We start from the raw sequence: 23,371 nt of genomic DNA, 5'->3' as shown, positions 1-23,371 counted from the left end.
AATTTACTCATACTAAAACTAAAGGAGTGTGATTATATGGATTTCTATAAAGTGTTAGAAACTAGAACTAGCATAAAAAAATTCAAAACAGATCAAGTTAGAGAAGAAAGTATTGGAAAAATGATAAATGCTGCAATGCTCTCTCCATCTTGGAAAAATAATACCTCATATAAGTTTATAATTGTAGATGACCAACGTATAAGAGAAAAATTAGGTGAAACTATAAATAATGACACCGAAGATGCGCAAAGAGCAATTACTGATGCACCTATCACTGCTATTGTCGTAGGCAATCCAAGTGAATCAGGTCAGATAAACGGAAAAGATTTCTACTTGGTAGATGCAGCTATTGCAATGGAGCATTTTATATTAGCTGCCACCAATGAAGGCTATGGAACTTGTTGGATAGCTTCTTTTGATGAAAACAAAATTAAAAACATTTTAGGAATACCAAAGGAATATAAGGTTATAGCAATTACCCCTATAGGAGTAACAGAAGAAGCTAAAAATCATTATCCTATGAAACCAGTTGATTCACATATATATCTAAATAATTGGGAAAATGAGTATTCACGCAAAAACTTAGTAATGAGTTAGAAAAACTGCTGACCTTTGTCAGCAGTTTTTAAAAAATATCAAAGTATAAATTTTGATGTTTCTTTAACATAAGGGGGAAATGACATGAAGAGAAATACAATCGAAAAATTTATAGAAAAATTAAGTTCTGAAAGTCCAACACCAGGTGGTGGGGGAGTAGCTGCGTTAAACTGCGCTATAGCTAGTGCACTAGCACTTATGGTATATAACTTAACTATCGATAAGAAAATATTTAATAATTATGATGAAACTATAAAAACAAAATTATTAACTAATTTTAACGAACTTACCGTCCTTCAAGAAAGCTTTCTAGATGATATCCAAAGGGATGCAGATGATTTTTTGAAACTTATGGAATCATACAAATTGCCTAAAGATACTACTGAAGAAAAAGAATTTAGAAGCGAAAAAATACAAGAGGGATATCTAAGAGCTATAGCTACCCCAATGGCACTTTGTGAAAAGTCATTAAAGCTATATGATTATTTAGAAGACAGCGCTAATTATGGAAATCCTAATGTAATCAGCGATGCTGCTGTAGGTATTTTAAATTTATATAGTGCTATTCAATGTAGCGTTATAAATATTAAAATAAACCTTAAAGGGGTTAAGAATGAGGTCTTTGTAAAAGAAATTAATGAAAAGCTAAAGCAAATTTTATCTCTTAATGAAGAGAAGAAAAATAGTATTTTAAAATTATCTTTAAATAAGATAAATATAGATATATAAATTTATATATCGTAGTTGAATTAAAGTAGTTTCTTTATTGAAACATATATATAAAGGCTATCTGAAACGCATGTGCATGCATTTTGAGATAGCCTTTTTCAATGATAAAACGAATATTTTCATTTCGCCTATGGTAAATCTCTTAATGTTTTAAATTCATATCCTCTAGAAGTAATTGTTTTAATCACTTCATCTAAAATTTCTGTATTTGTCTTGGATACAGAATGTAATAACATTATCTCTCCATTGTGGATATTTTTATATATTGTTTCTTTAGCCTCACTAGGATTTGGTTGGTTCTTAACATCCCAATCTTTATAAGCAAAACTCCAGAAAATAGACTTATATCCTAGCTCTTTAGTATAGCTTAAGGATTGAACACTGAATTCACCCATAGGAGGCCTAAAAAAACTTTCCATATCTGTATTTGTTATATTTTTATAGGCGTTTGAACATCCATCTAGTTCTTTCCTGAAAGCATCAATACTATTAAGTGAAGGCATAGAAGGGTGAGTCGTACTATGATTTCCAACTACATGACCTTCATCAAACATTCTTTTTATTATATCTGGATTTTCATCTATATAGGGCGTTGTAACAAAAAAAGCTGCTTTTACATTATTCTTTTTAAGAATATCTAAAATCATATGGGTGTTACCGTTTTCATAACCATTGTCAAAAGTTAAATATATAACTTTTTCATTAATGTTTCCTAAATAATACCCGTGATACTTTGATAATAGTTCACTTCTACCAGGTCCCGCATCAGGCAAAGCACCATTTACACCTCGCTTAAGACCCCAGCCATATTTTTTATTATCCAAGCCACCTGAAGAAACCTCACTAGTATTATCATTTAAAGAATCTTTAATTTCCGTTTCTACATTCTTGGTTATAGCTTTAAGCCTTTCTAACTCTTCTTGTTTTGCTTTTTCAATATTTTTTTTCTCTTCTAATTCCACTAATTCCTTTTCGGCATATTCTAGATTATTGTTAAAAACTTCTTTACTTTCGATTGCATTATCTTCGTATTCTACTGATACCTTCTGAACTGAACAACCAATTAAACTTGACATCGTTGCAATAGTCATCAAAATTCCAATAGACTTATATTTCATATTGCTAGACCTCCCCTAAGATGCTATAATTAATAACTAAATTATTTTAAAGTAATAAAATTGGAGACATTACCATGAATATGTTTACAAATGATATTGAAGAGCTTTATAAGATTATAATTTCTAAAAAAGATATTGATTTTAAAAATTTAGCTCTTACTAATTTTGTCTTAAAGTTTGAAATTTCATCAAAAATAAGTGAGTTTTTCTACAAAAATTTTCATGATAGAAAAACTGTGAAAGGTGTAGTATACACACCTATTAATATATCTAATTATATGATAAATAATACTATTACTAAAGAGGAAATAATAAGTAATCCTTATTTAAAGATTTGTGATTTAGCTTGTGGTACTGGTAATATATTAATACCCTTATATAATCATCTTTTAAATATATTTGAAGAGAATATAAATGAAATTAATTGTAAAAATTCTATGGAGATAACAGATATTAAGGCTCATATTTTGAAAAATAATCTATTTGGTTATGATATAGATTCTTTTGCTTTAAAACTTCTTACTATTGATCTGTTTAAAGAACATGGAGTAATATTTAGAAACTTGTACAATGAAGATTTTTTAACTTGTGATAAAGATGACTATGATGTTTTTATAGGCAATCCTCCTTATATAGGTCACAAAGATATAAATAAAGAATATTCTAAAGCTTTGAAACTTAAGTTTAAATCTATTTATTCAGATAAAGGTGATATATCCTATTGTTTTTTTCAAGAAGCATTAAATCACTTAGAGGATTCTGGAAAGTTAACTTTTATAACTTCAAGGTATTTTTTAGAATCTCCTAGTGGGTCAATATTAAGACGAATGTTAAAAGTTAACTTTGATATTTTAAAAATAGTAGATTTCTATGGAATAAGACCATTTAGTAATGCTAATGTGGATCCAGTAATTATCTTTTTATCTAAAGAACAAGCTAATTATCAATACCAAAGAAATATTGAAGTTATCAAGCCTCAAAATTGCTGTAAAAAAGAATTTTTAGAAGAACTTTTTAGCAAAGATAGCTATGAAAACAATAAATTGAATATTTTTTACATAAATAAAACCCTTCTTGATGATAAAGGCTGGATCCTTATAGATCAGAAACAAAGATCCATAATTGAAAAAATAAAAGCAAAATGTTCAACTACTTTAGATGATATTTGTATAAGCTATCAAGGAATTATTACTGGATGTGACAAAGCATTTATAGTAACAAAAGAAGATATAGCTAACTATCATTTAGAAGAAGAGCTTTTAATGCCTTGGATTAAGAGCTCTAATATAGAAAAAGCTTCAGTTACAAATACAGATAAATATATTATTTATTCAGATTTAATAAATAATGAATCCGACTTTCCTAATTGTATAAGCTTTATTAATCAAATGAAATATAAATTAGAAGAAAGAAGAGAATGTAAAAATGGAATAAGAAAATGGTTTCAATTGCAATGGGGCAGAAAGCCAGAAATATTTAGTCAAGAAAAAATAATCTATCCTTACAAGAGTGTTAATAACCGATTTGCATTAAGTAGTGGTAGCTATTTTAGCGCTGATGTATACGCTTTAGTTCTAAGAGATCATGTGTCTGTTACATATGAGTATATTATGAAGCTTTTAAATAGCGATATCTATGAATTCTACTTTAAAACCTTTGGTAAAAAGCTCGGAGATAAGCTTTATGAATATTATCCTAGCAATCTGTTGAAGCTTGAAATTCCAATAGATGCTATTAATAGTAGTGCAGACTTATATGATTTCTTTGGATTTACTTCTGATGAAATAGATATTATTAAAAATATATAATTACTATTTTGATTTTGAAAATTATATATATTACTATGCAATTAGTTTTTGAACAGCTTAGTAATCTCTTATCCTGGATTTATCCTTAAATAGAATGTCTTAACATCCTCATTAATAAATAAAACAAGCTATATAAAGTATGCTATATAGCTTGTTTTATTTTATACTATTTTAATAAATCTTCTACATATTTTGGTAATGTAAATGCAGCACTATGAATCTTCTTAGTATAGTATTTTAAACCATCAATATCTACTTTGCCAGAAAAATCAGGATTTTCAGGATCATATTTTTTAGATCCAACAGTAAAACTCCAGTAACCACCTGGATATGTAGGAATATGTGCCATAAATAACTTTGTTACAGGGAATACGTCTCTAGCATCATTAAATACAGATTTAACTACTTCAGGTAAATAAAATGGCGTTTCTGTTTGAGCAATAAATATACCGTCTTCTGTCAAACATTGATATATTTCCTTATAAAAACTTCCGCCAAAAAGACCTTCAGCAGCACCAAAAGGATCTGTAGAGTCAACTATTATAACGTCAAATTCATTCTTATGCTCGTGTACATATTTAATTCCATCTCCAACGAATACTTCGCATCTTGGATCATCTAAAGCACAAGAAATCTCTTTAAGATGCTTTTTACATTCCTCGATAACTGCACCATCTATCTCACAAAGTACTGCTTTTTCTACAGTTGGATGTTTTAATATTTCTCTTATTGCGCCGCCATCACCGCCACCTACAACTAGAACTTTTTTGGGACTTGAATGAGTATATAATGGGATATGGCTAATCATTTCATGATAAACAAATTCATCCTTTATTGTAGTTTGAACTATACCATCAAGTACTAACATCCTTCCAAGTTCATAAGAATCAACTATTGCTAAATCTTGAAATTCCGTTTGTCTTCTTACTAAAGTTTCTTTGATTTTATAGGTCATAGCTGCATTTGGGATCTGCGCTTCCGAAATCCACATGTCCATTATGAAAAACCTCCTATAATTAAATTATCGACAATAATAAATTATAACAGCCATTCATTATTAATACAACTTTTTTAAATAGCTGAATAAAATTTTCACTCATGGGTATAATAAAAAATAGTGTATGGAAGTTGAAGGAAATTAATTACAATTGTAGAATTAATTAAAAAGGAATAGTATGACAACAATTGAAGTATTTTATAAGGGGGATTGTTTATGTTAATATATTTTCAAGATACAGATAAAGCTTTAGTAGCTACTCCAGAAAAACCTTTAATAAAAACTATAGATAAAACTTTGATAGCTACATTGGTAGGCGAATTAGATCATCACAGTTCAGAAGAAGTACGAGCTAAAATCGATGATAAACTAGATAATGAAAATTATGTTAATCTTATAATGGATTTTAACGGTATTTCATTTATGGATAGTTCTGGTATAGGAGCTGTAATCGGTAGATATAAAAAACTTGAAAGGAAAAATGGCAAGGTTATTATAACTAATGTTAATGCTAATATAAAAAGAATCTTTGATCTTTCAGGACTTTTTAAAATTGTAGGATTATCAAAAGACGTAGATGAAGCTCTAAAAAGCTTATAAATAAGGGGGATATACAATGGGACATAATGAAATGAAGGTTGAATTTTTAAGCAAATCAGAAAATGAAAGCTTCGCAAGAGTAGCTGTCGCATCCTTTGCTGCTCAGCTTGATCCAACCATAGAGGAAATTGCAGATATAAAAACTGCTGTATCTGAAGGGGTTACGAATGCTATAATTCATGGCTATGAAAATACTGAGGGCTTAGTAGAAATACGCTGTGAAATTAACGATAATGAATTGACCATTGAGATAAAAGATACTGGTGTAGGTATAGAAGATATAAATATGGCTAGACAACCACTATACACCTCTCGACCAGAACTTGAACGTTCTGGCATGGGTTTTACAGTTATGGAAACTTTCATGGACTCATTAGAAATATTTTCAGAAAGATCATTAGGTACTACAATCAGAATGAAAAAATTATTCACTTCTCTAGAGTCATAGAAGTGCTTTTAATATGAGAGGAGGGATTAACACGAGTAATAGTTTTAACCTTGAAAATGAATCCTCAAAACAAAATAATTCTATCAACGATTATACAGATAACGTGGAACTTATAAAACTAGCTCAAGGTGGCGATAACGAAGCCCTTAATGATTTGATCAAGAAAAACATGCCACTAGTAGCTGCAATAAGCAAGAAATTTTTAAATCGAGGTTATGAATATGATGATATTTTCCAAATCGGCTGTATGGGATTAATTAAAGCAGTAAATAACTTTAATACAGACTTCAATGTTAAATTTTCAACTTATGCAGTTCCAATGATTATGGGTGAAATTAAACGCTTTTTAAGGGATGATGGAATTATTAAAATTAGTAGAAGCATAAAAGCAACTGCTAAAAAATTACATTATGATAGAGAAAATCTTACTAATATACTTAATAGAGAACCAACAATTGAAGAACTATCGAAATATTCAGGGATAAGCAAAGACGATATAATTATGGCTACAGAATCTTCTGGAAGTCTCCAATATCTATATGATGTAATCCATCAAGATGATGGTTCACCAGTGCTACTTATAGATAAAATAAGTGAAACAGGTGAAGATGATAAGGATATGATTGATAAGCTAGCACTAAAAGATGCTCTATTAAAGCTTGATACAAAGTCAAGGCAAATAATTTTATTGAGGTATTTTAAGGACAAAACTCAAATTCAAGTAGCAAAAATGCTGGGAATAAGCCAAGTACAAGTCTCCAGAATCGAAAAAAAAGTTTTAAAACTTATGAAAATAACTTTAGACGGATAATCTCCGTCTTTTTTTATTGCAAAAATGAGTAAAAACTACACTTTACAGAAATAATAAAGTAAAAACATAAATAAGGAGTTGTTAGTATATGGATGCAAAAGAAAGAAAGCTTAAGGCAAAATTCGATAAAATTTCAGAGCAAAATACTCCAAAACCAAAGATAATTCAGAATTGTTTTTTTGCCTTTATCGTTGGAGGAGCAATTTGTACAGTAGGACAATTTATTAATGAAATATGCATATCCTTAGATATTTCCAAAGAGAATACAAGTGCAATAACTGCTATAATTATGGTCTTCATTGGAGCATTATTTACAGGCCTGGGTGTCTATGATAAATTAGCTTCAAAAGCTGGAGCTGGATCAGTTGTTCCAATAACTGGCTTCGCCAATTCCATTGTAGCACCTGCTATGGAATTTAAAAAGGAAGGATTTGTATTTGGCGTTGCCGCAAAAATGTTCACTATTGCTGGTCCAGTTTTAGTTTATGGAATTACCACCTCAGTAATTGTTGGTCTTGGATATTATTTTATTAAATAGGAGCGGATATAATGGGAATACACATAGGAAAACAAACTATAAAGTTAGATACTAGACCTAGAATTATTACTACTACTTCCGTTGTTGGTAAAAAAGAAGGGGAAGGACCACTGAACGAATATTTTGATATAGTACTTCAAGATGATTTAAACGGTACTGATAGTTATGAAAAAGCCGAATCAAGTATAATGTATAAAGCTGTAACTGAAACAATAAAAAAAGCTAGGCTCAGTGAAGAAGATATTGATTATTTATTTGGAGGAGATTTATTAAATCAACTAACAGCTACCAGCTTTGCCGTTAGAAAGCTTAATATACCTTTCTTTGGGCTATACGGAGCTTGTTCTACAATGACAGAATCATTAAGTCTTGCTTCCTTAATGGTAGAAGGCGGTTTTGCTAATAATGTGATTGCAACTACATCTTCTCATTTTAGTTCTGCTGAAAGACAATTTAGATTTCCCCTTGAATATGGAAGTCAAAGAAATCCCACAGCACAATGGACTGTTACAGGAAGTGGTTCTATGCTTCTTCAAAAAAGTGAAGATACTCAATACCCTTATGTAAGCTATGTTACTACTGGGAAAGTAAAAGATTATGGGATAGTAGATGCTAATAATATGGGAGCTGCTATGGCTCCAGCTGCTGTTGATACAATTAAACAGCATTTTATAGATACTGGTCGTTCTCCAAAAGATTATGACATCATTGCAACTGGCGACCTAGGCATATACGGTAGAAATATTACAAACCAATTGCTATTAGAATGTGGATATGATATTGGTAAAAGATATATTGATTGTGGGGCAGAAATTTTTGATCAAAATACACAAGATACTTTAGCTGGTGGTAGTGGATGTGGTTGCTCTGCAGTAGTATTTAGTGGCTATATTTTCAAAAGACTTTTAAGCAAACAATTAAAAAGAGTTCTTTTGGTATCAACTGGTGCACTCCTCAGTCCAACATCAACACTACAAGGAGAAACTATTCCTGGAATTGCACATGCTGTAGCAATAGAAGGTGGTGAGTCAAAATGATTATGAATTATGTTAGTGCATTTATATTTGGTGGAATATGGTGTGTAATCGCACAAATACTTATGGATAAAACAAAACTCACACCAGCTAGAATTCTAGTTTCCTTTGTCGTTATTGGTGCTATTTTAGGTGCCTTTAATCTTTACGATTATGCAGTAGAGGTTGGCAAAGCAGGAGCAACAGTTCCACTTCCTGGCTTTGGTTATGCATTATCAAAAGCTGCTATAAAAGAGGTTGATGAGATAGGACTTCTTGGTGCATTTACAGGCGGCATTAAAGGTACAGCAGGAGGAATCACTGCTGCAATAGTTTTTGGATACTTAATGGCTATACTTTTTAATCCTAAAACTAAGGAGTGATTATGTGAAAAAACAAGTGATAATTATAACTGATGGAGATTCCCATGCAAAAATAGAGGTTGAAAAAGCTGCAAAAGCTATACATGGACGTTGTATATCTTTGTCAGCAGGAACTCCAAGTATTTTAAATCCAGAACTGCTTATTGAGATGATAAAAAGTGCTTTAGGAAATCCAGTTCTTGTTATGGTAGATGATAAAGGAAAAAGAGGATATGGATTAGGTGAAAAAACCATGATGGAATTACTACTAAATGAATATATAGAAATTATTGGTATAATTGCTGTAGCTTCAAATTGTGATAATTGCTCTGGAACAGAAGTAGATTGCTCAGTAGATAGAAATGGGGATATTGTCCCATATGCTGTTAATAAGGAGGGCGTTGTTCAAAACTCAAAGATTCTATATGGAGATACTCATAACTTTCTATATATGCTAAAAGAAAAACCGTACATAATAGGAATTGGTGATGTTGGTAAAATGAAAGGGAAATTTGAAAATAATAATAGTGCAGTTCTCACTATAGCAATAAATAATATCATAAATAATTTGAGTAAGACACCAGCTTATTAAGCAGGTGCCTTATTTCTAGAATTCATTTACTATAAATTTATTGAACTTATTATATGTTTCTATATCAACAGTGGCTATTACTTTGGTTCCATTATCTAAATAATCTTCTTCCTCAATTATTGCATTTCTATGTAGATAAGCACCTACATCACCATCACTATATGGTATCAAAAACTCAACCTTCTTCATAGGATTTGGAAGAAATTCAACTATCATTTCCATTAAACCATCAAAATTAGTTCCATTCTTAGCACTGATAGGGATTACCTGAAATTCTTTGTATTTTTCCTTTATCTCAGCAACGGTATGGGCATTTTCTTTATCAACCTTATTCAACACTAAAATTATAGGCTTATCAAAAGCATTCAGTTCTTTTAAAACTGCATGAGTAGCTTCAATTTGTTCAAAAATTATATCACTTGAACTATCTACAACGTGAAGTAGTAAATCAGCAAAAATTACTTCCTCAAGAGTAGATTTAAACGCTTCTACTAAATCGTGAGATAACTTTCTTATGAATCCAACGGTATCTGTTAAAGCAGCTACACGCTTATCTCTAAGCAGTATGGCTCTTGTTGTAACATCTAATGTTGCAAAAAGCATATCTGCTTCAAAAACTTTATCCTTTTGCTTTCCTTGTTCTACTAACGCATACTCAGCTAAAGCATTCCTTAATGTAGATTTTCCTGCATTAGTATATCCAACTAAAGATATTTTAGGAACATTAGATTTAGACCTTTTTTCCCTTTGAACAGCTCTATTCTTTCTTATCTTTTCTAATTCCATTCTTAAATCATGAATATCATCTTTTATCCTTCTTCTATCGATTTCAAGCTTTTTTTCACCAGGGCCTCTAGTTCCAATTCCACCTCCAGTTCTAGACATTGTAATACCATGAGCAATTAGTCTGGCAGATCTATATTTAAGTTGCGCCAACTCAACTTGAATTTTAGCTTCTCTACTTTTAGCACGTCTAGCGAATATCTCTAATATCAATATAGTCCTATCAATAACCTTTGTACCAGTGACTTCTTCTAGATTTTTTACTTGAATTCCGCTTAATTCATCATCAAAAATTATAAGATTTGCACCTTTTACTTGTTTAATAAGTGCTAATTCCTCGGCTTTTCCACTTCCTATGTAATATAAGTTATCTATTTTATTTTTCTTTTGTAGAACTTTATATACAACTTTTACATTACAAGCATTTGCTAGTTCTTCTAGCTCATCTAAACTCTCCTCATTATCTACACCTACAACAATAGCAATTTCTTCTTCTTCTTCATTTTCTGTTACAGAAGAATTTTTTAAAAAACTTTCAACATAATTTACTTTCTCTAAGTAGTTAAAGTTAAGAGAATCTTCCAAGGACATAGGACCAACTTTATCATAAACTAATATCTCATTCTTTAATGCACAAAAACCTAAAGTTACATCGGTAATACCGTCTTCAGTAACCCCAACAGCTATCATTGCATCAAGTTTAAGCTTTAAAAGAGCCGATGTGTCTACTACAGATAAGTTAGAATTTCCACTTGGGTGTGTATGTAAAACCTTAACACCACAAAGTCGTTTCTCCTTTAAATCTATCATAGGCAGGTTTACTGTGGCGCTATCACCAATAGAAACATCAATTACATTACCTTTTCTATCAATAGCAATACTTACTTCTCTATTTATTGCTTTTGTAACATTAACAATTGTATTCACCATTTCCACTGTTGCAATTTGATCTTTGTAAGCCTTTAACTTATACAAATCCTCAAGTTCTGCGAGAAAGCTATTCTTAACTCCCTCTATGTTGCCATTAATCATACATATAACCTCCAATTCAAGCTACTTGACAATTTAGATATAATTTTATACTATGATTCTATCGTTGTAAATATCAATGGCTGGAGGTTAACATGGATAATAAGAAAAGAAATATATTAATTTCAGAAGAACAAATAGAAAAAAGGATAAAAGAAGTAGGAAAAATTATTGAAAAAGATTATAAAGATAAAAATCTTTATGTATTATCATTACTTAGAGGAAGCTTTATTTTTGCAGCAGATTTGGTAAGGGCCATTGACACTAATGCAAAAATCGGTTTTATGACAACCTCAAGCTATGGACATAGCGAAACTAGTTCTGGTAGCGTTAAAGTAGTAAACGATATTCCTGATAACATAGAAGGCTGTGATGTACTGATAGTAGATGATATTATAGATACTGGTTATACTATGGATTTTGTAACCAAATATGTAAAAGATAAAGGAGCCTTATCAGTTAAAACTTGCGTTCTTTTAGATAAACCAGAAAGAAGAAAGGTAAGCTTAACTGCAGATTATATATGTTTTGAAATCCCAGATGTATTCGTTGTTGGTTATGGATTAAACTATGGGGATTACTATAGAAACGTTCCTTATGTTTTTAATTGGGAAGAAAAATAGAAAATGAAAATGCCTCGATTGTATAAATATATTTACTAATCGAGGCATTCTTTTATATGATTTCTAAGTAAATTCCTATATAATTATGGACTCTTTGATAACCATATAAATTCTTCAGATAGATCTGACAACGAAATATCTTAAAGTTAATTTTAATAAATCTTAATAAAATCTAATTTATGTCTTTATTTAAGTTTAAATCTATAGATGTATCTGGTATTTTCCCAACTATTATTGTCTCTGATATAGGAATGATATGTTTAACTTCAATTTCTTTATGAGAAGAAAGCAATATAACTTGAATATTTGATACTGTTTCTACATAAATTTTATGCCTTGTTTGATTGATTCCTGCTGATTCGAATTCAGATATATATTTTGTTTCAACACTACCAATTGGTTTCATTTTAATTTTAATATTAGGTCCATAATTTGATACAAAACTATTTTGAGTTACATATCCAAGCGGAACAGATACTCCAATAGCTCCAAGTTCTTTTATCTTGTCTTGCGCCTTTAAAGAAACAGATACTGCTATTTTATTAAGCTTTATAGTATCAGCCTTTAACATAACTATATTATCATTTTTATCCTTATCAATATTAATAACCTCATCATATTTAAAACTTTCTGAACACTCTTCTAATATAACTTCATTAATAACATCAACAGTTTTTGTCTTCATTTCATATTCCGCTACTGAGAGCATATTAGGTACGACTATGTTATCAAAAATTGAAAACATCTGGTATAAAAATACAACAACTATGACTATAATTATTATTAGGAAAAAGTTCTTATAATTTTTCTTTCTCCTTGGTCCATTTATAGTTATTTTTCTTATAAAATTTCTTAACTTGTAATTTATCTCAAACACTCCTTTCTTAAAACATAGGTTTTATCTGTAAATAATAATAATTATATATATGAATTAAAATAAAGGATAATTCTGTGTTATAATAGAAATAGTTTATTGAAAAAAATTACGCCTACTTTGTTTATATCGAGGAGGATATCAAATGACACAAAGAAGCATGAATAATGGAAAAAACAAAAAGAAGCGTAGGAAAATAACGATCTTCAAAGTAATTAAAAGCTTTTTTCTTTTATTAATCGCAGCAGGATTTATCGTGATATTAATTGGAATTGGCTTTGCCGTAGCTGCTGTTAAAACTGCACCAAAGTTAGATATAGGCTACATAACACAGTTAAATGAACCGTCTAAAATATTAGATGATACTGGTCAAGTTATTGATTACGCTGGTAGCTCCAATAGAAAAATAATTTCTATAAGTGATGCTCCTCAATATCTTAAAGATGCCTTTACTTCCATTGAAGACGAGAGATTTTATAATCATCATGGTTTAGATTTCAAAAGACTTATTGGTGCTTCCTTAGCAAGTGTAAAAAGTAAACTTACTGGTCAGGGAGTAATGCAAGGTGGTTCTACCTTAACTCAACAACTAATAAAACAAAGAATGTTTTTAGAATCATCTTTAACTGATAGATTAAATTTTGAAAGAAAATTCCAAGAAATGTATTTAGCTTGGGATTTAGAAAAAAATCTTTCAAAGGATGAAATTTTAGAAGCGTATATGAATGCTGTTTCTTGTGGTGGACCTGCTAACGGTGTTGGCGCAGCAGCAAAGTTATACTTTAACAAGGATAATATAAATCAATTAACCTTACTTGAAAGCGCATTCATTGCAGGAACTGTTCAAGCACCTAGCATTTATTATCCTTTTTATGATGAAAATATTGCAAATCCATCAGTATATGTCTCTAGAACAAAACTAGTATTAAAACAAATGTTAAAGAATAAGAAGATATCTCAAGGAGATTATGATACTGCAATAGCTGAAATTGCAACACATGGTGAAAATATTCCATTTAATCGAGGTACTATTGCCTACGCTTCAAACCTTGACTATGGATTCTTCACAATTCCAATGCTTAAACAAGTTAAAGAAGATTTGAAAGCCAAATATAGTTATAGTGATAAAGATGTGGAAGATCTTGTAAATGGCGGTGGACTTACTATATATTCTACTATGAATAAGGCAGCTCAAGATACAGCACAAGGAATAATTAATGAAGATAGCTCATTCCGTAGTTTAGAATCAGGGGTTGATGCCAATGGTCTTACTCAGCCACAATCTTCAGCTGTATTTATTGATAATGAAACAAATCAAGTAAAAATAATGATCGGAGGAAGAAAAGTTGCAGCTAGCCAAACATATAATAGAGCAGCTGACTTTGAAACCTTTAAAAAGCAAGTAGGTTCTTCAATTAAACCTCTAACAGTTTATGCTCCAGCAATAGAGCAAAAGAAAATAACATTGGCATCAATAGGAGAGGATACACCAATTGACGAAGCAACACTAAAAAAAATGGATTATGGTAATGTAATTCCTAAAAATGCCGCTGGCAATTATTTGGGTTCAATCTCCATAAGAACTGCAGTAGCTGCCTCTAGTAATATAGTCGCACTTAGAACTTTAGATCTAATCGGTGTTGACACTTCCTTTGACTACGCTACGAAATTGCATCTAGGAGTTGTTGACGCAGATAAAGCTTACTCTACATTAGCTTTAGGTGGGTTAACAGAAGGTACTAATACCCTTAATATGGCAGCTGCTTATAATGTATTTGCAAACAATGGAAATTATACAAGACCACTATACTATAGCAAAGTTACAGATAGTAATGGTGTTACTATCTTAGAAGCTCAGAAAATTACTGAAAGGGTATTTTCACCAGAGACAGCATATTTAACATATTTATTGCTTAAGGAACCAGTTAATAATCCAATTTTCGCAACAGGTTCTTTTGCAAGATTAACTAATGGTATGCCTACTGCTGGTAAAACAGGTTCTACGGAAAATTACATGAATCTTTGGTTTGCAGGATTAACACCTTATTATTCTGGAGCCGTTTGGGTTGGAAATGACACTATGACAGAAATACCAGGTTTCAGCAGCAGTAATGCTGTAGGAAACGCATGGCGATTAATAATGGAGTATCTTGTTAAAGATAAAGAAATTAAAGATTTAACCCCACCTTCAGGACTGGTTCAATCAGAAATATGCAAAAAGACAGGACTTCTAGCTAACGATTTATGTAAAGCAGCAGGGGATTCATATACTGAATATTTTATTCCTGGAACTCAACCAACCGCATATACTAATGCTCATGCAAAAGTTGAACCAAAAAAAGATAATACTCCAACTAAAAATACTAAACCAACACAAACACCAGCGCAGACACAAACACCAGCGCAGGCACAAACACAAACACCAACACAGACACCAAGTAATAACACTGGTGGTAATACTCCTGTTGGAAACACTAATGGAAATAACACTCCCTCTACAAAACCTAATACAACTCAGTAGTACTGATGCTTAACCTTATTTTAATTATATATAAGAAAAAACAGGCTTTAAGATTTTTATTTTAAAACCTGTTTTTTCTCTTGTTATAACTCTTAACATTTAATATTATAAGTTTTAATAAGACTATTCGGTAAATTACTACAAAAATAAGCAGGTATTTTTTACATCTATCGCTTTTCACTTATTAGATTTGGCGAATTAAGTAATTAAGTATCTGATTAATACTAATATTGTATATTAATTTCTTGAAATCATTTACACGAAACACTTTTTTCCACAATATGGTTACTGTATAATTAATATATCTTTCAATTTTTAAATACTGAAGTACTAAAGGATTAGGAGTGATCATTATGAGAGTCAATGATGCAATTTTCGAAAGTTACAGTAACCTATTAAAAGCTCAGGGACTTACTAAAGAACCTAGCATTGATGAAAAAATTAAAATTGATACATATGGTTTAGTCAATCTAATTATCGACGTTGAAGAAAAACTGGGAGTATCTTTAGATTCAGCAATTAGTGAGGTAAAACAAAGTAAAACTTTATTAGATGTAATAGAATCTATTCAGAACTCAATTTCTGTTTTAAATTAACAACTGATTCTTAAATACTTATAAATCATTTAAAATGACTATCTGTAATTTTTAATATAATAAACCAAGGTGTATAAGATTTACACCTTGGTTTATTTCTTTAGAATTATTGCACAACCACCTTATTGAGGTAATTGCAAAGCTATTAATAGTTTTCTGATAATATGTAAAAAAACTATATAATTTGTAAATTATATGTTATTTGTATTACATTTTAATGTATTAAGTGGTATTATTTATATTGATAATACTATTTTATACAACTGGTTTATACATAACTCTTATACTTAAATTTGTAGGCTTTACATTTGTATTAATATGTAAAAAACATTAAATATAAATATATCTTCAATATAAAACAGTATATATTGATTACGTACAAGCCATATGTATTATCTTATAGTATTATAAAAAATATTTAGGAGGGCTAAAAAATGAAGAATCAAAAAATCCAAGAAGAAATTATCTTTGATGAGGTAGACGTAGAAGAAATAATGCTTCTAGAAGAAACTGTTACACCATCTATTTTATCAATAACTAAAGTTCCTAGATTATCAGGATTAGTAGCAATGGATCCTGTTCCAACATCTGGTTTAGTGGCAATGGAACCTGTTCCAACATCTGGTTTAGTGGCAACTACTCCAATAGCAACAGATCTATTAGCGAAATAATACTGAATAATTGCTATTTTAATAATTTAACTTTTGGCTGCAAGACGTTACCATTTTGTACATATTGTAAAGGTTTTTTAAAAGTAAACATTTACTTTTAATCTTTAATTTTTTCACAATACATAACGTTTTGTTTGATTATTATAGTGAGTAGTTTCACTACTCACTATCTTTTTTAGGAGATGAACTATGGATATACATTTTATTGAAGATAATACACATGTAGTTGCTTTTCTTCCAGAAACAATGAAGTTTTTTAAAATTAATAACTTAACCCGTTGTGCTAGTTAAATACGCTGGCAATACTTACAAATAGAAAAACTCCAGCATATTTGCTAACCTATCATTAAAAAACACCACTAATCTAATGATAGGAGGCTAACCTATATGCCAGAGTTTAATAAAGATTCTACCATAACAATAAATGACTTAAAAGATTTTATTGTTGTCACTTATGTTATAATTGATGACTTTTACCAAAAAGTAACTCCAACATTTATTAAAAATCGTCGTAACATCGCTAAATCAGTAATGACTGATAGCGAAATAATTACGATTTCTTTAGTAGGTGAACTCTTAACCATTGACTCTGAAAAAGCATGGTTTGGATTTTGCTCTAAAAACCTACGAGACTTATTTCCCAACTTTTGTAGTAGGCCGAGGTTTCATAGAGTTAGAAAGTCATTATTTCGAGTCATTGATGAAATTCGTAAAGAGTTAACGAAATTTCTTAACTATCAATATGACCGAATGAGAATTGCAGATAGTATGCCAATTCCTGTGTGTAAGTTTGGGAGAGCTCATTTCCATAAAGCTTTTAAGCCGGAGGCTGCCTACGGGCGATGCGCTTCGAAAAAAGAAACATATTATGGATTCAAATTACATGCTTTAGTAGCCCTCGATGGCTATATCACAGATTTTACTGTAACAGCAGCAAATATTGATGACAGAGATGTCGTCTGGGAACTCACAGCTAATTCAGAGATTGATATACTAATAGGTGATAAAGGATATATAGGTCAAAAAGTTGCTTCGCAATTAAAAGAAACAAGGTACATTCGTCTTTTAACAATAAATCGTAACAATAGTAAAACTAAACTTTTAAAACCTTTTAGGCAGTTGATATTCAAGGCTCGTCGTAGAGTAGAAACTACTTTTTCTCAGCTCTCCGAGCAATTAAATATGCAGAGGGTTCTTACAAAATCAACTTGGGGATTTGCCACAAGAATATCAAATAAAATATTAGCTCATAATCTTTGCTATTTTATAAATAAATTTTTTAATATAGGTATAGAAATATCAAAGATTAAAGAATTAGTATTCGGATAATAATTTCCAAAAACAGTATATGAGACAATAGGATAGGACTGCCTAAAATCATGGTATAAATATCCTTTTAATGAAAACTTATCTGCTAGCACAACAGGTTAACTTAACTAAATCTATTTTATTAGATTCAATCAATGGTCTAAGTGTTAAAGAACTTTCTCAAAAATACAATATGGATATAGATAAAGTTAATGCACTTATTAAAAGCATTGAAAAGAAATCTAAAGATTCTGAAGAAAATATAAAGATTTCTAGTGGTGAAAAATATATAGAGAAGCTTGTATTAAATATTAGTAATGATTGTAATCTTGCATGTAAATATTGTTATGCCAATGGTGGTTGTTATGAATCTGAAAAAGGTTATATGACAAAAGAAATTGCAAAAATATCTTTAGATAGATTTTTAAATTTCTATGATAATGTTAAAGGAATTCAGCTTTTTGGTGGAGAACCACTATTAAATATGGAAGTAGTTAAATTCATATGCGAATATGTGGATGAAAAATTTGAGAAAGGTGAAATTTCAAAAAAACCTGCCATCGGTGCTGTTACTAATGGAGTATTAATAGATGATGAATTCATCAGTTTAATGAAAAAGCACAATGTAAGTCTCACGGTAAGTTTGGACGGAAATAGTGATGTTAATAATTCCATGAGAATGTTTAAAGATGGAACTGGTGCATCAGAAGTTGTAGAAAAAAATATAAGATTATTGAAAGAAGAGCTCAATGAACCTGCATCTATACAGGCAACTTATAATATAAATCATATCAATCAAAGTATTTCTGTAATGGATGTAGTAAGATATATAATTGATAACTTTGGTACAATGGCTCATGTAGTTCCAGCTGCCGGAAAAGATGAAGATTTTTTACTAGATAATTATGATGAATTTCTTAAGTCTGTTGATGAGATTTTTGCAAGTTTTGAAGAAGAAAATTATTATGATTATCCTTTAGTAAAGAAAATTATTGATACATTAAAAATGAGAATAAAGGGAATAGACCATATGTGTCCTGCTGGATTAGGATACTATGCAGTATCAATCGATGGTTCCGTATACCCATGTTTTACTTTCACTGATAATGAAGAAATGCTAATGGGTAATGTAATGGATGAAAACCTTTTTTCTTCAGAAAATTTTATTAAGATAAAAAATCAATTCGCAAATAGAAATAAAAATATTGTAGACCCATGCAATAAATGTTTTGCTAGAAAAGTATGCTCAGGTTGTGTAGGTCAATACTATAAAGAAACTGGCTCAATAGATGTGCTGAGTAAATCTATTTGTGATTTACAAAAGAGAATGATTGAAAAAGTTATCTTACACATAATAAAACTTCAAGAAAAGCAAAAAGATAGAGAAAAATTAGCTCAAGGTAGGTAAACTTATATGAATGATATATATCCAAAGGTAATGTCAGATATTTCATCATGGAAGCTGTTTCAAAGTAAAAAACAGGATATGTATTGTGTTGGAAGCATTGAAAGAGATAAATTTATTCAGGTTCCTGGGAAAATGATTAATGAAATAATGAGTTGTATTGAATATTTCGACGGTACTCATTCAATACAAGAAATTCAAGAAGTTTTGAAAAATGACAAATACATCAAAATGGATGTAGCAAAGTTTTATTTAATTTTATGTAAAGCTGACTTAGTAGTTAATAATAAAGATTCATCAATAGTAACAAAACAAGAACTTGAAAAATTATCTTTTACATTGTTCAAAATACCTTTATCCGGAATAAATACTTTCATTTCAAAGTTGAAAAAAAACTTTTTTATTACAATTGCTTTTATTACTACATTTATTATCTTTGCAGGTATATTATTACTTATATTTAACTATAAAGCATTAATTAATGCAGAAACCTATTCTATATCTAATTCATATTTTATAAGTTTTATACTATCATTTCTCATCTACGCAGCTTCTATACTTTTTCATGAACTTTCACACGCTATTATTGCGAGCAAATTTAATTTAAAGCCTAAGGAGCTTATAGGGGCATTATATCTTGGTTTTACACCTATGGTTTATCTTAAAATACCAGGGCTATATACTATTAGTGAGAAAAAAAGAATAATTGTATGGAGCGCTGGCATTTACATGAATATGGTTATTGCTTCGTTTTGCTCTATATTAGGATTATTTTTTCAAGGAGACTTAAAGAACGTTTTAACAATAACTGCAGTATTAAACATTGGCTTAGTAACTTCAAATCTTTCGCCTTTACTGCCGTTAGATGGTTATTTCATCATGAGTACGTTATTAAAGACTCCAAATTTAAGAAAAGAATCTTTTGTTCAATTTAAAAAATGGATAACAAGAAAAAAGAATAAATTTTCAGGAATATTTGCAATATATTTTGTTGCTACAACATTATTCATTGGTGGATTTCTAATATCCCAACTTTATTGGATGTTCTCAATGGTAATTGAAAGTTACCGTAGAAATCACGATATTCTCGAAGCATTATCTAAACCTAAATATGTGTATATCCTAATATTAATGATATTAACAAGGATTATGCTTCAAAAAATATTTGTAAAGAGAAATGGTTCAAAAAAAACTGCATAGAGCAGTTATAAAATCCTCTTAAGTTTAATTGAAAATTAAACTTAAGAGGATTTTATTTTTTGTACAACCTCCGAAAACCTTTGAAAGTATCTTCAAAAGGGTTATGGGGGATAGCCTATATCATTAAATAAAGAAATTAATTTTTTCTTTTAACATTGAAGGAAATAGTATAAAATATCAATTGGTGTATAATCACTTGTAATTTACTTATACAAAGGAGAAAATCTATGGATAAACTTATATTATATATAGTAGGTTCTTTTTTCATTATAGGAGGAATCGATTATATTTTAGGAAGTCCTTTAAAACTTGGTTTGAAATTTGAGGAAGGAATAAAAACTATGGGACCATTGGGCATTGGTATGGTAGGTATATATTCTTTAGCTCCATTGGTTTCGAATTTTCTAATAACAATGATTGTTCCTATTTGTAAAGAACTTAACTTAGATCCATCAATATTTCCTGCAACTTTTTTAGCAGTAGATATGGGAGGATATCAAATGGCAACTAAACTAGCCTTAACGGAAGAGATGGGAACCTTTTCTGGTATTATTATAGCATCAACATTAGGTTCAACTATTAGTTTTTCCATACCTGTTGCTTTAGGAATGCTCTCTAAGGAGGATGAATCTTATTTTTCCAAGGGTGTTATAGTTGGAATAATAACTATACCAATAGGCTGCTTTATAGCAGGTATGTGGCTTAAAATACAATTAATTACATTATTTTGGAATCTTTTACCTATATATATTTTTATCATTCTACTCGTAATAGGTTTGATAAAAACACCAGGTTTCTTGATGAAATGCTTTAATATCTTTGGAAAGCTTATAATGAGTTTTAGTATCATTGGATTGTTATTTCAAGGAATTGATTCTATATTTGGAGTAAAAGTCATTTATAATATGGCACCACTCTCTGAATCTATAACAATCGTTAGTAAAATATCATTTGTTTTAGCAGGGGCTTATCCTATGCTAGCACTAATAAATCATATTTTTAAAGATAGTTTTAAAAGAATAGGGGATAGGTTTGGAATCAACTCAGCATCTATATCAGGACTTTTAGGTAATTTAGCTAGTAATTTGTTGATATTTGGAACATACAAGGAAATGAATCCTAAAGGAAAGATAATTTGTACAGCTTTCAGTGTCAGTGGTGCTTTTGTGTTTGGTGGCCAATTTGGATTCGTATCAGGGATAGCTCCCAAAATGATAGGAGCATTCATTTTATCTAAGCTTGTAGCGGGTATAACCAGTATTGTTCTAGCTAATTGGTTATATGAGCATGAACAAGGTAAGATTTCTTTAGAACTCTAATTTTTATACTAATAATTTTGATATTATAAAAAGCAACTCTTCACTAATATATTAAGTAAAGAGTTGCTTTCTTTAACTTTTCTTGTACAAACTATTTCATCCTGTTTCTAAATTTTCAAATATTTTTACTATTGTTCTACAAAAAATTCATCCTCATCACTATATGGAATTTCTTTTTTGCCAAATAAATTTATAACTATACCTGTAATTTTTCCGCCAACAAAGGCTACACATAAGGTAACAGCAATACCTAATAATTGAATACTAGCTTCTCCAGTAATGAATATTGCTACTATTCCTCCGAGGATTCCAGGCATACCGTGTAAATTATTAATTCCACAAGTATCTGTTCCTTTTATAAGGTTTTGAAGTTTTGGTGCAATAATGCTATAGCCAATTACACTTAATGCACCAGCAGCAATTCCAATAAGCATAGCATAACCTGGAGTAGTCACATCACAAGTAGAACCTATAGCAACTCCACCAGCAAGTGCAGCATTTGCAATATCTTCTATTTGTATTTTTCCTCTAATCATTTTTGTAAATATGTATGTTGCTAAAGTTGCGCCACAAAGAGCAAAAATTGTATTTATTGCCGTTAATACAACCCTGTCTGGAGCAACAATTGCACTGGTAAAAGATGGCCAGAAAAGCCATAATATCATACTTCCAAGAAGACAAAATTGATTTGAGTTAGAATTAGCTTCACAAACATCATCATCTTTAAATTTTGAAAGAGTGTTTGTTACTACTCCTAATCCAAAATATGCTCCGAATGCATGGATAACAATAGAACCTCCAGTATCTAAGAATCCTTTAAACATACCACTTTCAAGAAGTAACCATTCATTAAATATGTAGGTTGGAACAAATAGTAATCCCATTATAATGTATTGATCCATTTTTAAACGTCCAAGAGGAGCTCCAATAGCTATTAGTAAGCTTGCGGCTGCAAATTCAGCGAAAAGGAGTGTATCAATATTTATAGTTTCTTTACTAAAGCTTTCTCCACCAAAACTTTTTATTATTACATACATTGGTATAGCAATGCTTACTACAAGAAACGTTGCAGTAATAGAACTATATCCATGTTTTCTAATGAAAACCATTAAAAAACCAAATCCAACCAATAACATAGCTAGGATATGAATAGATCTTTCATACTTTAGAGTATCGAAAATTGTACTAAATTGAGCTCCATTCGCTTGTACACTTTCCCCATCTAAATTAATAGCTGAAATTCCTGCTGCAACATTATGATTAATACTTGGAATTAAAACAAGTGCGCCCCCTATAAAGAGTACCAATAAGAACATTAGTAATCCTTTGTTTACATTGCTTTTAGGAGTAAGTTTTACTCCTTTTTTTGTAGATAACTCTGACATAATTAAAATCACCCCATCATTTTTTATTTTTGTAAGGTATATAC

At 30.2% G+C, this 23,371-nt stretch carries 23 protein-coding genes; 18 read left to right on the top strand and 5 right to left on the bottom strand.

What is annotated here, in order from left to right:
• Positions 1-36: 36 nt before the first annotated feature.
• Positions 37-597 carry a nitroreductase family protein gene (locus CLOCEL_RS10610; protein WP_010076925.1) on the top strand — a complete coding sequence of 187 codons (561 nt, stop codon included), beginning with the start codon at positions 37-39 and terminating at the stop codon, positions 595-597.
• Between the two features lie 84 nt (positions 598-681).
• Positions 682-1,326, top strand: a complete 645-nt coding sequence (locus tag CLOCEL_RS10605) for a cyclodeaminase/cyclohydrolase family protein (RefSeq protein ID WP_013291720.1) — start codon at positions 682-684, stop codon at positions 1,324-1,326.
• 128 nt (positions 1,327-1,454) lie between these two features.
• On the opposite strand, the gene pdaA is transcribed toward CLOCEL_RS10605, so the two are convergent.
• Positions 1,455-2,444: a delta-lactam-biosynthetic de-N-acetylase gene (gene pdaA / locus CLOCEL_RS10600; RefSeq protein ID WP_010076928.1), complete on the bottom strand. Its 990-nt coding sequence runs from the start codon at positions 2,442-2,444 to the stop codon at positions 1,455-1,457.
• 74 nt (positions 2,445-2,518) lie between these two features.
• Between pdaA and CLOCEL_RS10595 the strand changes: the two genes are divergently transcribed.
• On the top strand, positions 2,519-4,252 hold the full coding sequence (locus CLOCEL_RS10595; RefSeq protein WP_010076929.1) for an Eco57I restriction-modification methylase domain-containing protein: 1,734 nt from the start codon (positions 2,519-2,521) through the stop codon (positions 4,250-4,252).
• A 166-nt stretch (positions 4,253-4,418) separates the two neighbouring features.
• Here CLOCEL_RS10595 and speE read toward each other — a convergent pair whose 3' ends face one another.
• Positions 4,419-5,249, bottom strand: coding sequence for a polyamine aminopropyltransferase (gene speE, locus CLOCEL_RS10590; protein ID WP_010076930.1), 831 nt, complete (start codon positions 5,247-5,249; stop codon positions 4,419-4,421).
• A gap of 216 nt (positions 5,250-5,465) precedes the next feature.
• On the opposite strand from speE, the gene spoIIAA reads away from it, so the two are divergent.
• From spoIIAA to CLOCEL_RS10555, 7 genes are all read left to right on the top strand, one after another.
• A complete protein-coding gene (gene spoIIAA / locus CLOCEL_RS10585; protein WP_010076931.1) occupies positions 5,466-5,849 on the top strand; it encodes an anti-sigma F factor antagonist in 384 nt (127 codons plus the stop codon).
• Between the two features lie 16 nt (positions 5,850-5,865).
• A complete protein-coding gene (gene spoIIAB / locus CLOCEL_RS10580) occupies positions 5,866-6,297 on the top strand; it encodes an anti-sigma F factor (RefSeq protein WP_010076932.1) in 432 nt (143 codons plus the stop codon).
• 13 nt (positions 6,298-6,310) lie between these two features.
• The gene (gene sigF, locus CLOCEL_RS10575; RefSeq protein WP_010076933.1) at positions 6,311-7,108 is read left to right on the top strand and encodes an RNA polymerase sporulation sigma factor SigF; all 798 of its coding nucleotides are present in this window, start codon (positions 6,311-6,313) and stop codon (positions 7,106-7,108) included.
• 88 nt (positions 7,109-7,196) lie between these two features.
• On the top strand, positions 7,197-7,646 hold the full coding sequence (spoVAC, locus tag CLOCEL_RS10570) for a stage V sporulation protein AC (protein WP_010076934.1): 450 nt from the start codon (positions 7,197-7,199) through the stop codon (positions 7,644-7,646).
• A gap of 11 nt (positions 7,647-7,657) precedes the next feature.
• Positions 7,658-8,683, top strand: a complete 1,026-nt coding sequence (gene spoVAD, locus CLOCEL_RS10565; protein ID WP_010076935.1) for a stage V sporulation protein AD — start codon at positions 7,658-7,660, stop codon at positions 8,681-8,683.
• Positions 8,684-8,685: 2 nt separating this feature from the next.
• Positions 8,686-9,042 carry a stage V sporulation protein AE gene (spoVAE, locus tag CLOCEL_RS10560; protein WP_029169278.1) on the top strand — a complete coding sequence of 119 codons (357 nt, stop codon included), beginning with the start codon at positions 8,686-8,688 and terminating at the stop codon, positions 9,040-9,042.
• 4 nt (positions 9,043-9,046) lie between these two features.
• The gene (locus tag CLOCEL_RS10555; protein ID WP_010076937.1) at positions 9,047-9,613 is read left to right on the top strand and encodes a stage V sporulation protein AE; all 567 of its coding nucleotides are present in this window, start codon (positions 9,047-9,049) and stop codon (positions 9,611-9,613) included.
• A 15-nt stretch (positions 9,614-9,628) separates the two neighbouring features.
• On the opposite strand, the gene hflX is transcribed toward CLOCEL_RS10555, so the two are convergent.
• Positions 9,629-11,428 carry a GTPase HflX gene (gene hflX, locus CLOCEL_RS10550; RefSeq protein ID WP_010076938.1) on the bottom strand — a complete coding sequence of 600 codons (1,800 nt, stop codon included), beginning with the start codon at positions 11,426-11,428 and terminating at the stop codon, positions 9,629-9,631.
• 92 nt (positions 11,429-11,520) lie between these two features.
• On the opposite strand from hflX, the gene hpt reads away from it, so the two are divergent.
• A complete protein-coding gene (gene hpt, locus CLOCEL_RS10545) occupies positions 11,521-12,048 on the top strand; it encodes a hypoxanthine phosphoribosyltransferase (protein ID WP_010076939.1) in 528 nt (175 codons plus the stop codon).
• 172 nt (positions 12,049-12,220) lie between these two features.
• On the opposite strand, the gene yunB is transcribed toward hpt, so the two are convergent.
• The gene (gene yunB / locus CLOCEL_RS10540) at positions 12,221-12,925 is read right to left on the bottom strand and encodes a sporulation protein YunB (RefSeq protein ID WP_010076940.1); all 705 of its coding nucleotides are present in this window, start codon (positions 12,923-12,925) and stop codon (positions 12,221-12,223) included.
• 142 nt (positions 12,926-13,067) lie between these two features.
• On the opposite strand from yunB, the gene CLOCEL_RS10535 reads away from it, so the two are divergent.
• The 7 genes from CLOCEL_RS10535 to eutH all read left to right on the top strand — a co-directional run bounded on the left by CLOCEL_RS10535 (position 13,068) and on the right by eutH (position 21,942).
• Positions 13,068-15,443, top strand: a complete 2,376-nt coding sequence (locus tag CLOCEL_RS10535; protein ID WP_010076941.1) for a transglycosylase domain-containing protein — start codon at positions 13,068-13,070, stop codon at positions 15,441-15,443.
• A gap of 353 nt (positions 15,444-15,796) precedes the next feature.
• A complete protein-coding gene (locus CLOCEL_RS10530) occupies positions 15,797-16,039 on the top strand; it encodes a hypothetical protein (RefSeq protein ID WP_010076942.1) in 243 nt (80 codons plus the stop codon).
• A gap of 434 nt (positions 16,040-16,473) precedes the next feature.
• Positions 16,474-16,710 carry a hypothetical protein gene (locus CLOCEL_RS10525; protein WP_010076943.1) on the top strand — a complete coding sequence of 79 codons (237 nt, stop codon included), beginning with the start codon at positions 16,474-16,476 and terminating at the stop codon, positions 16,708-16,710.
• Between the two features lie 387 nt (positions 16,711-17,097).
• A complete protein-coding gene (locus CLOCEL_RS10520) occupies positions 17,098-18,039 on the top strand; it encodes an IS982 family transposase (protein ID WP_010077629.1) in 942 nt (313 codons plus the stop codon).
• Between the two features lie 70 nt (positions 18,040-18,109).
• On the top strand, positions 18,110-19,426 hold the full coding sequence (locus CLOCEL_RS10515) for a radical SAM/SPASM domain-containing protein (protein WP_013291719.1): 1,317 nt from the start codon (positions 18,110-18,112) through the stop codon (positions 19,424-19,426).
• Positions 19,427-19,432: 6 nt separating this feature from the next.
• A complete protein-coding gene (locus CLOCEL_RS10510; RefSeq protein ID WP_010076945.1) occupies positions 19,433-20,623 on the top strand; it encodes a M50 family metallopeptidase in 1,191 nt (396 codons plus the stop codon).
• A 227-nt stretch (positions 20,624-20,850) separates the two neighbouring features.
• Complete coding sequence (eutH, locus tag CLOCEL_RS10505; protein ID WP_010076946.1) at positions 20,851-21,942, top strand: ethanolamine utilization protein EutH; 1,092 nt, start codon at positions 20,851-20,853, stop codon at positions 21,940-21,942.
• Positions 21,943-22,070: 128 nt separating this feature from the next.
• Here the strand turns inward: eutH and CLOCEL_RS10500 are convergent, their stop codons facing one another.
• Complete coding sequence (locus tag CLOCEL_RS10500) at positions 22,071-23,327, bottom strand: ammonium transporter family protein (protein WP_010076947.1); 1,257 nt, start codon at positions 23,325-23,327, stop codon at positions 22,071-22,073.
• Positions 23,328-23,371 lie beyond the last annotated feature (44 nt).

Source organism: Clostridium cellulovorans 743B, from assembly GCF_000145275.1.
Taxonomy (GTDB): Bacteria; Bacillota; Clostridia; order Clostridiales; family Clostridiaceae; genus Clostridium_K; species Clostridium_K cellulovorans.
The sequence above is the reverse complement of the archived record's forward strand: the minus strand, read 5'-3'. Positions and strand labels throughout refer to the sequence as shown.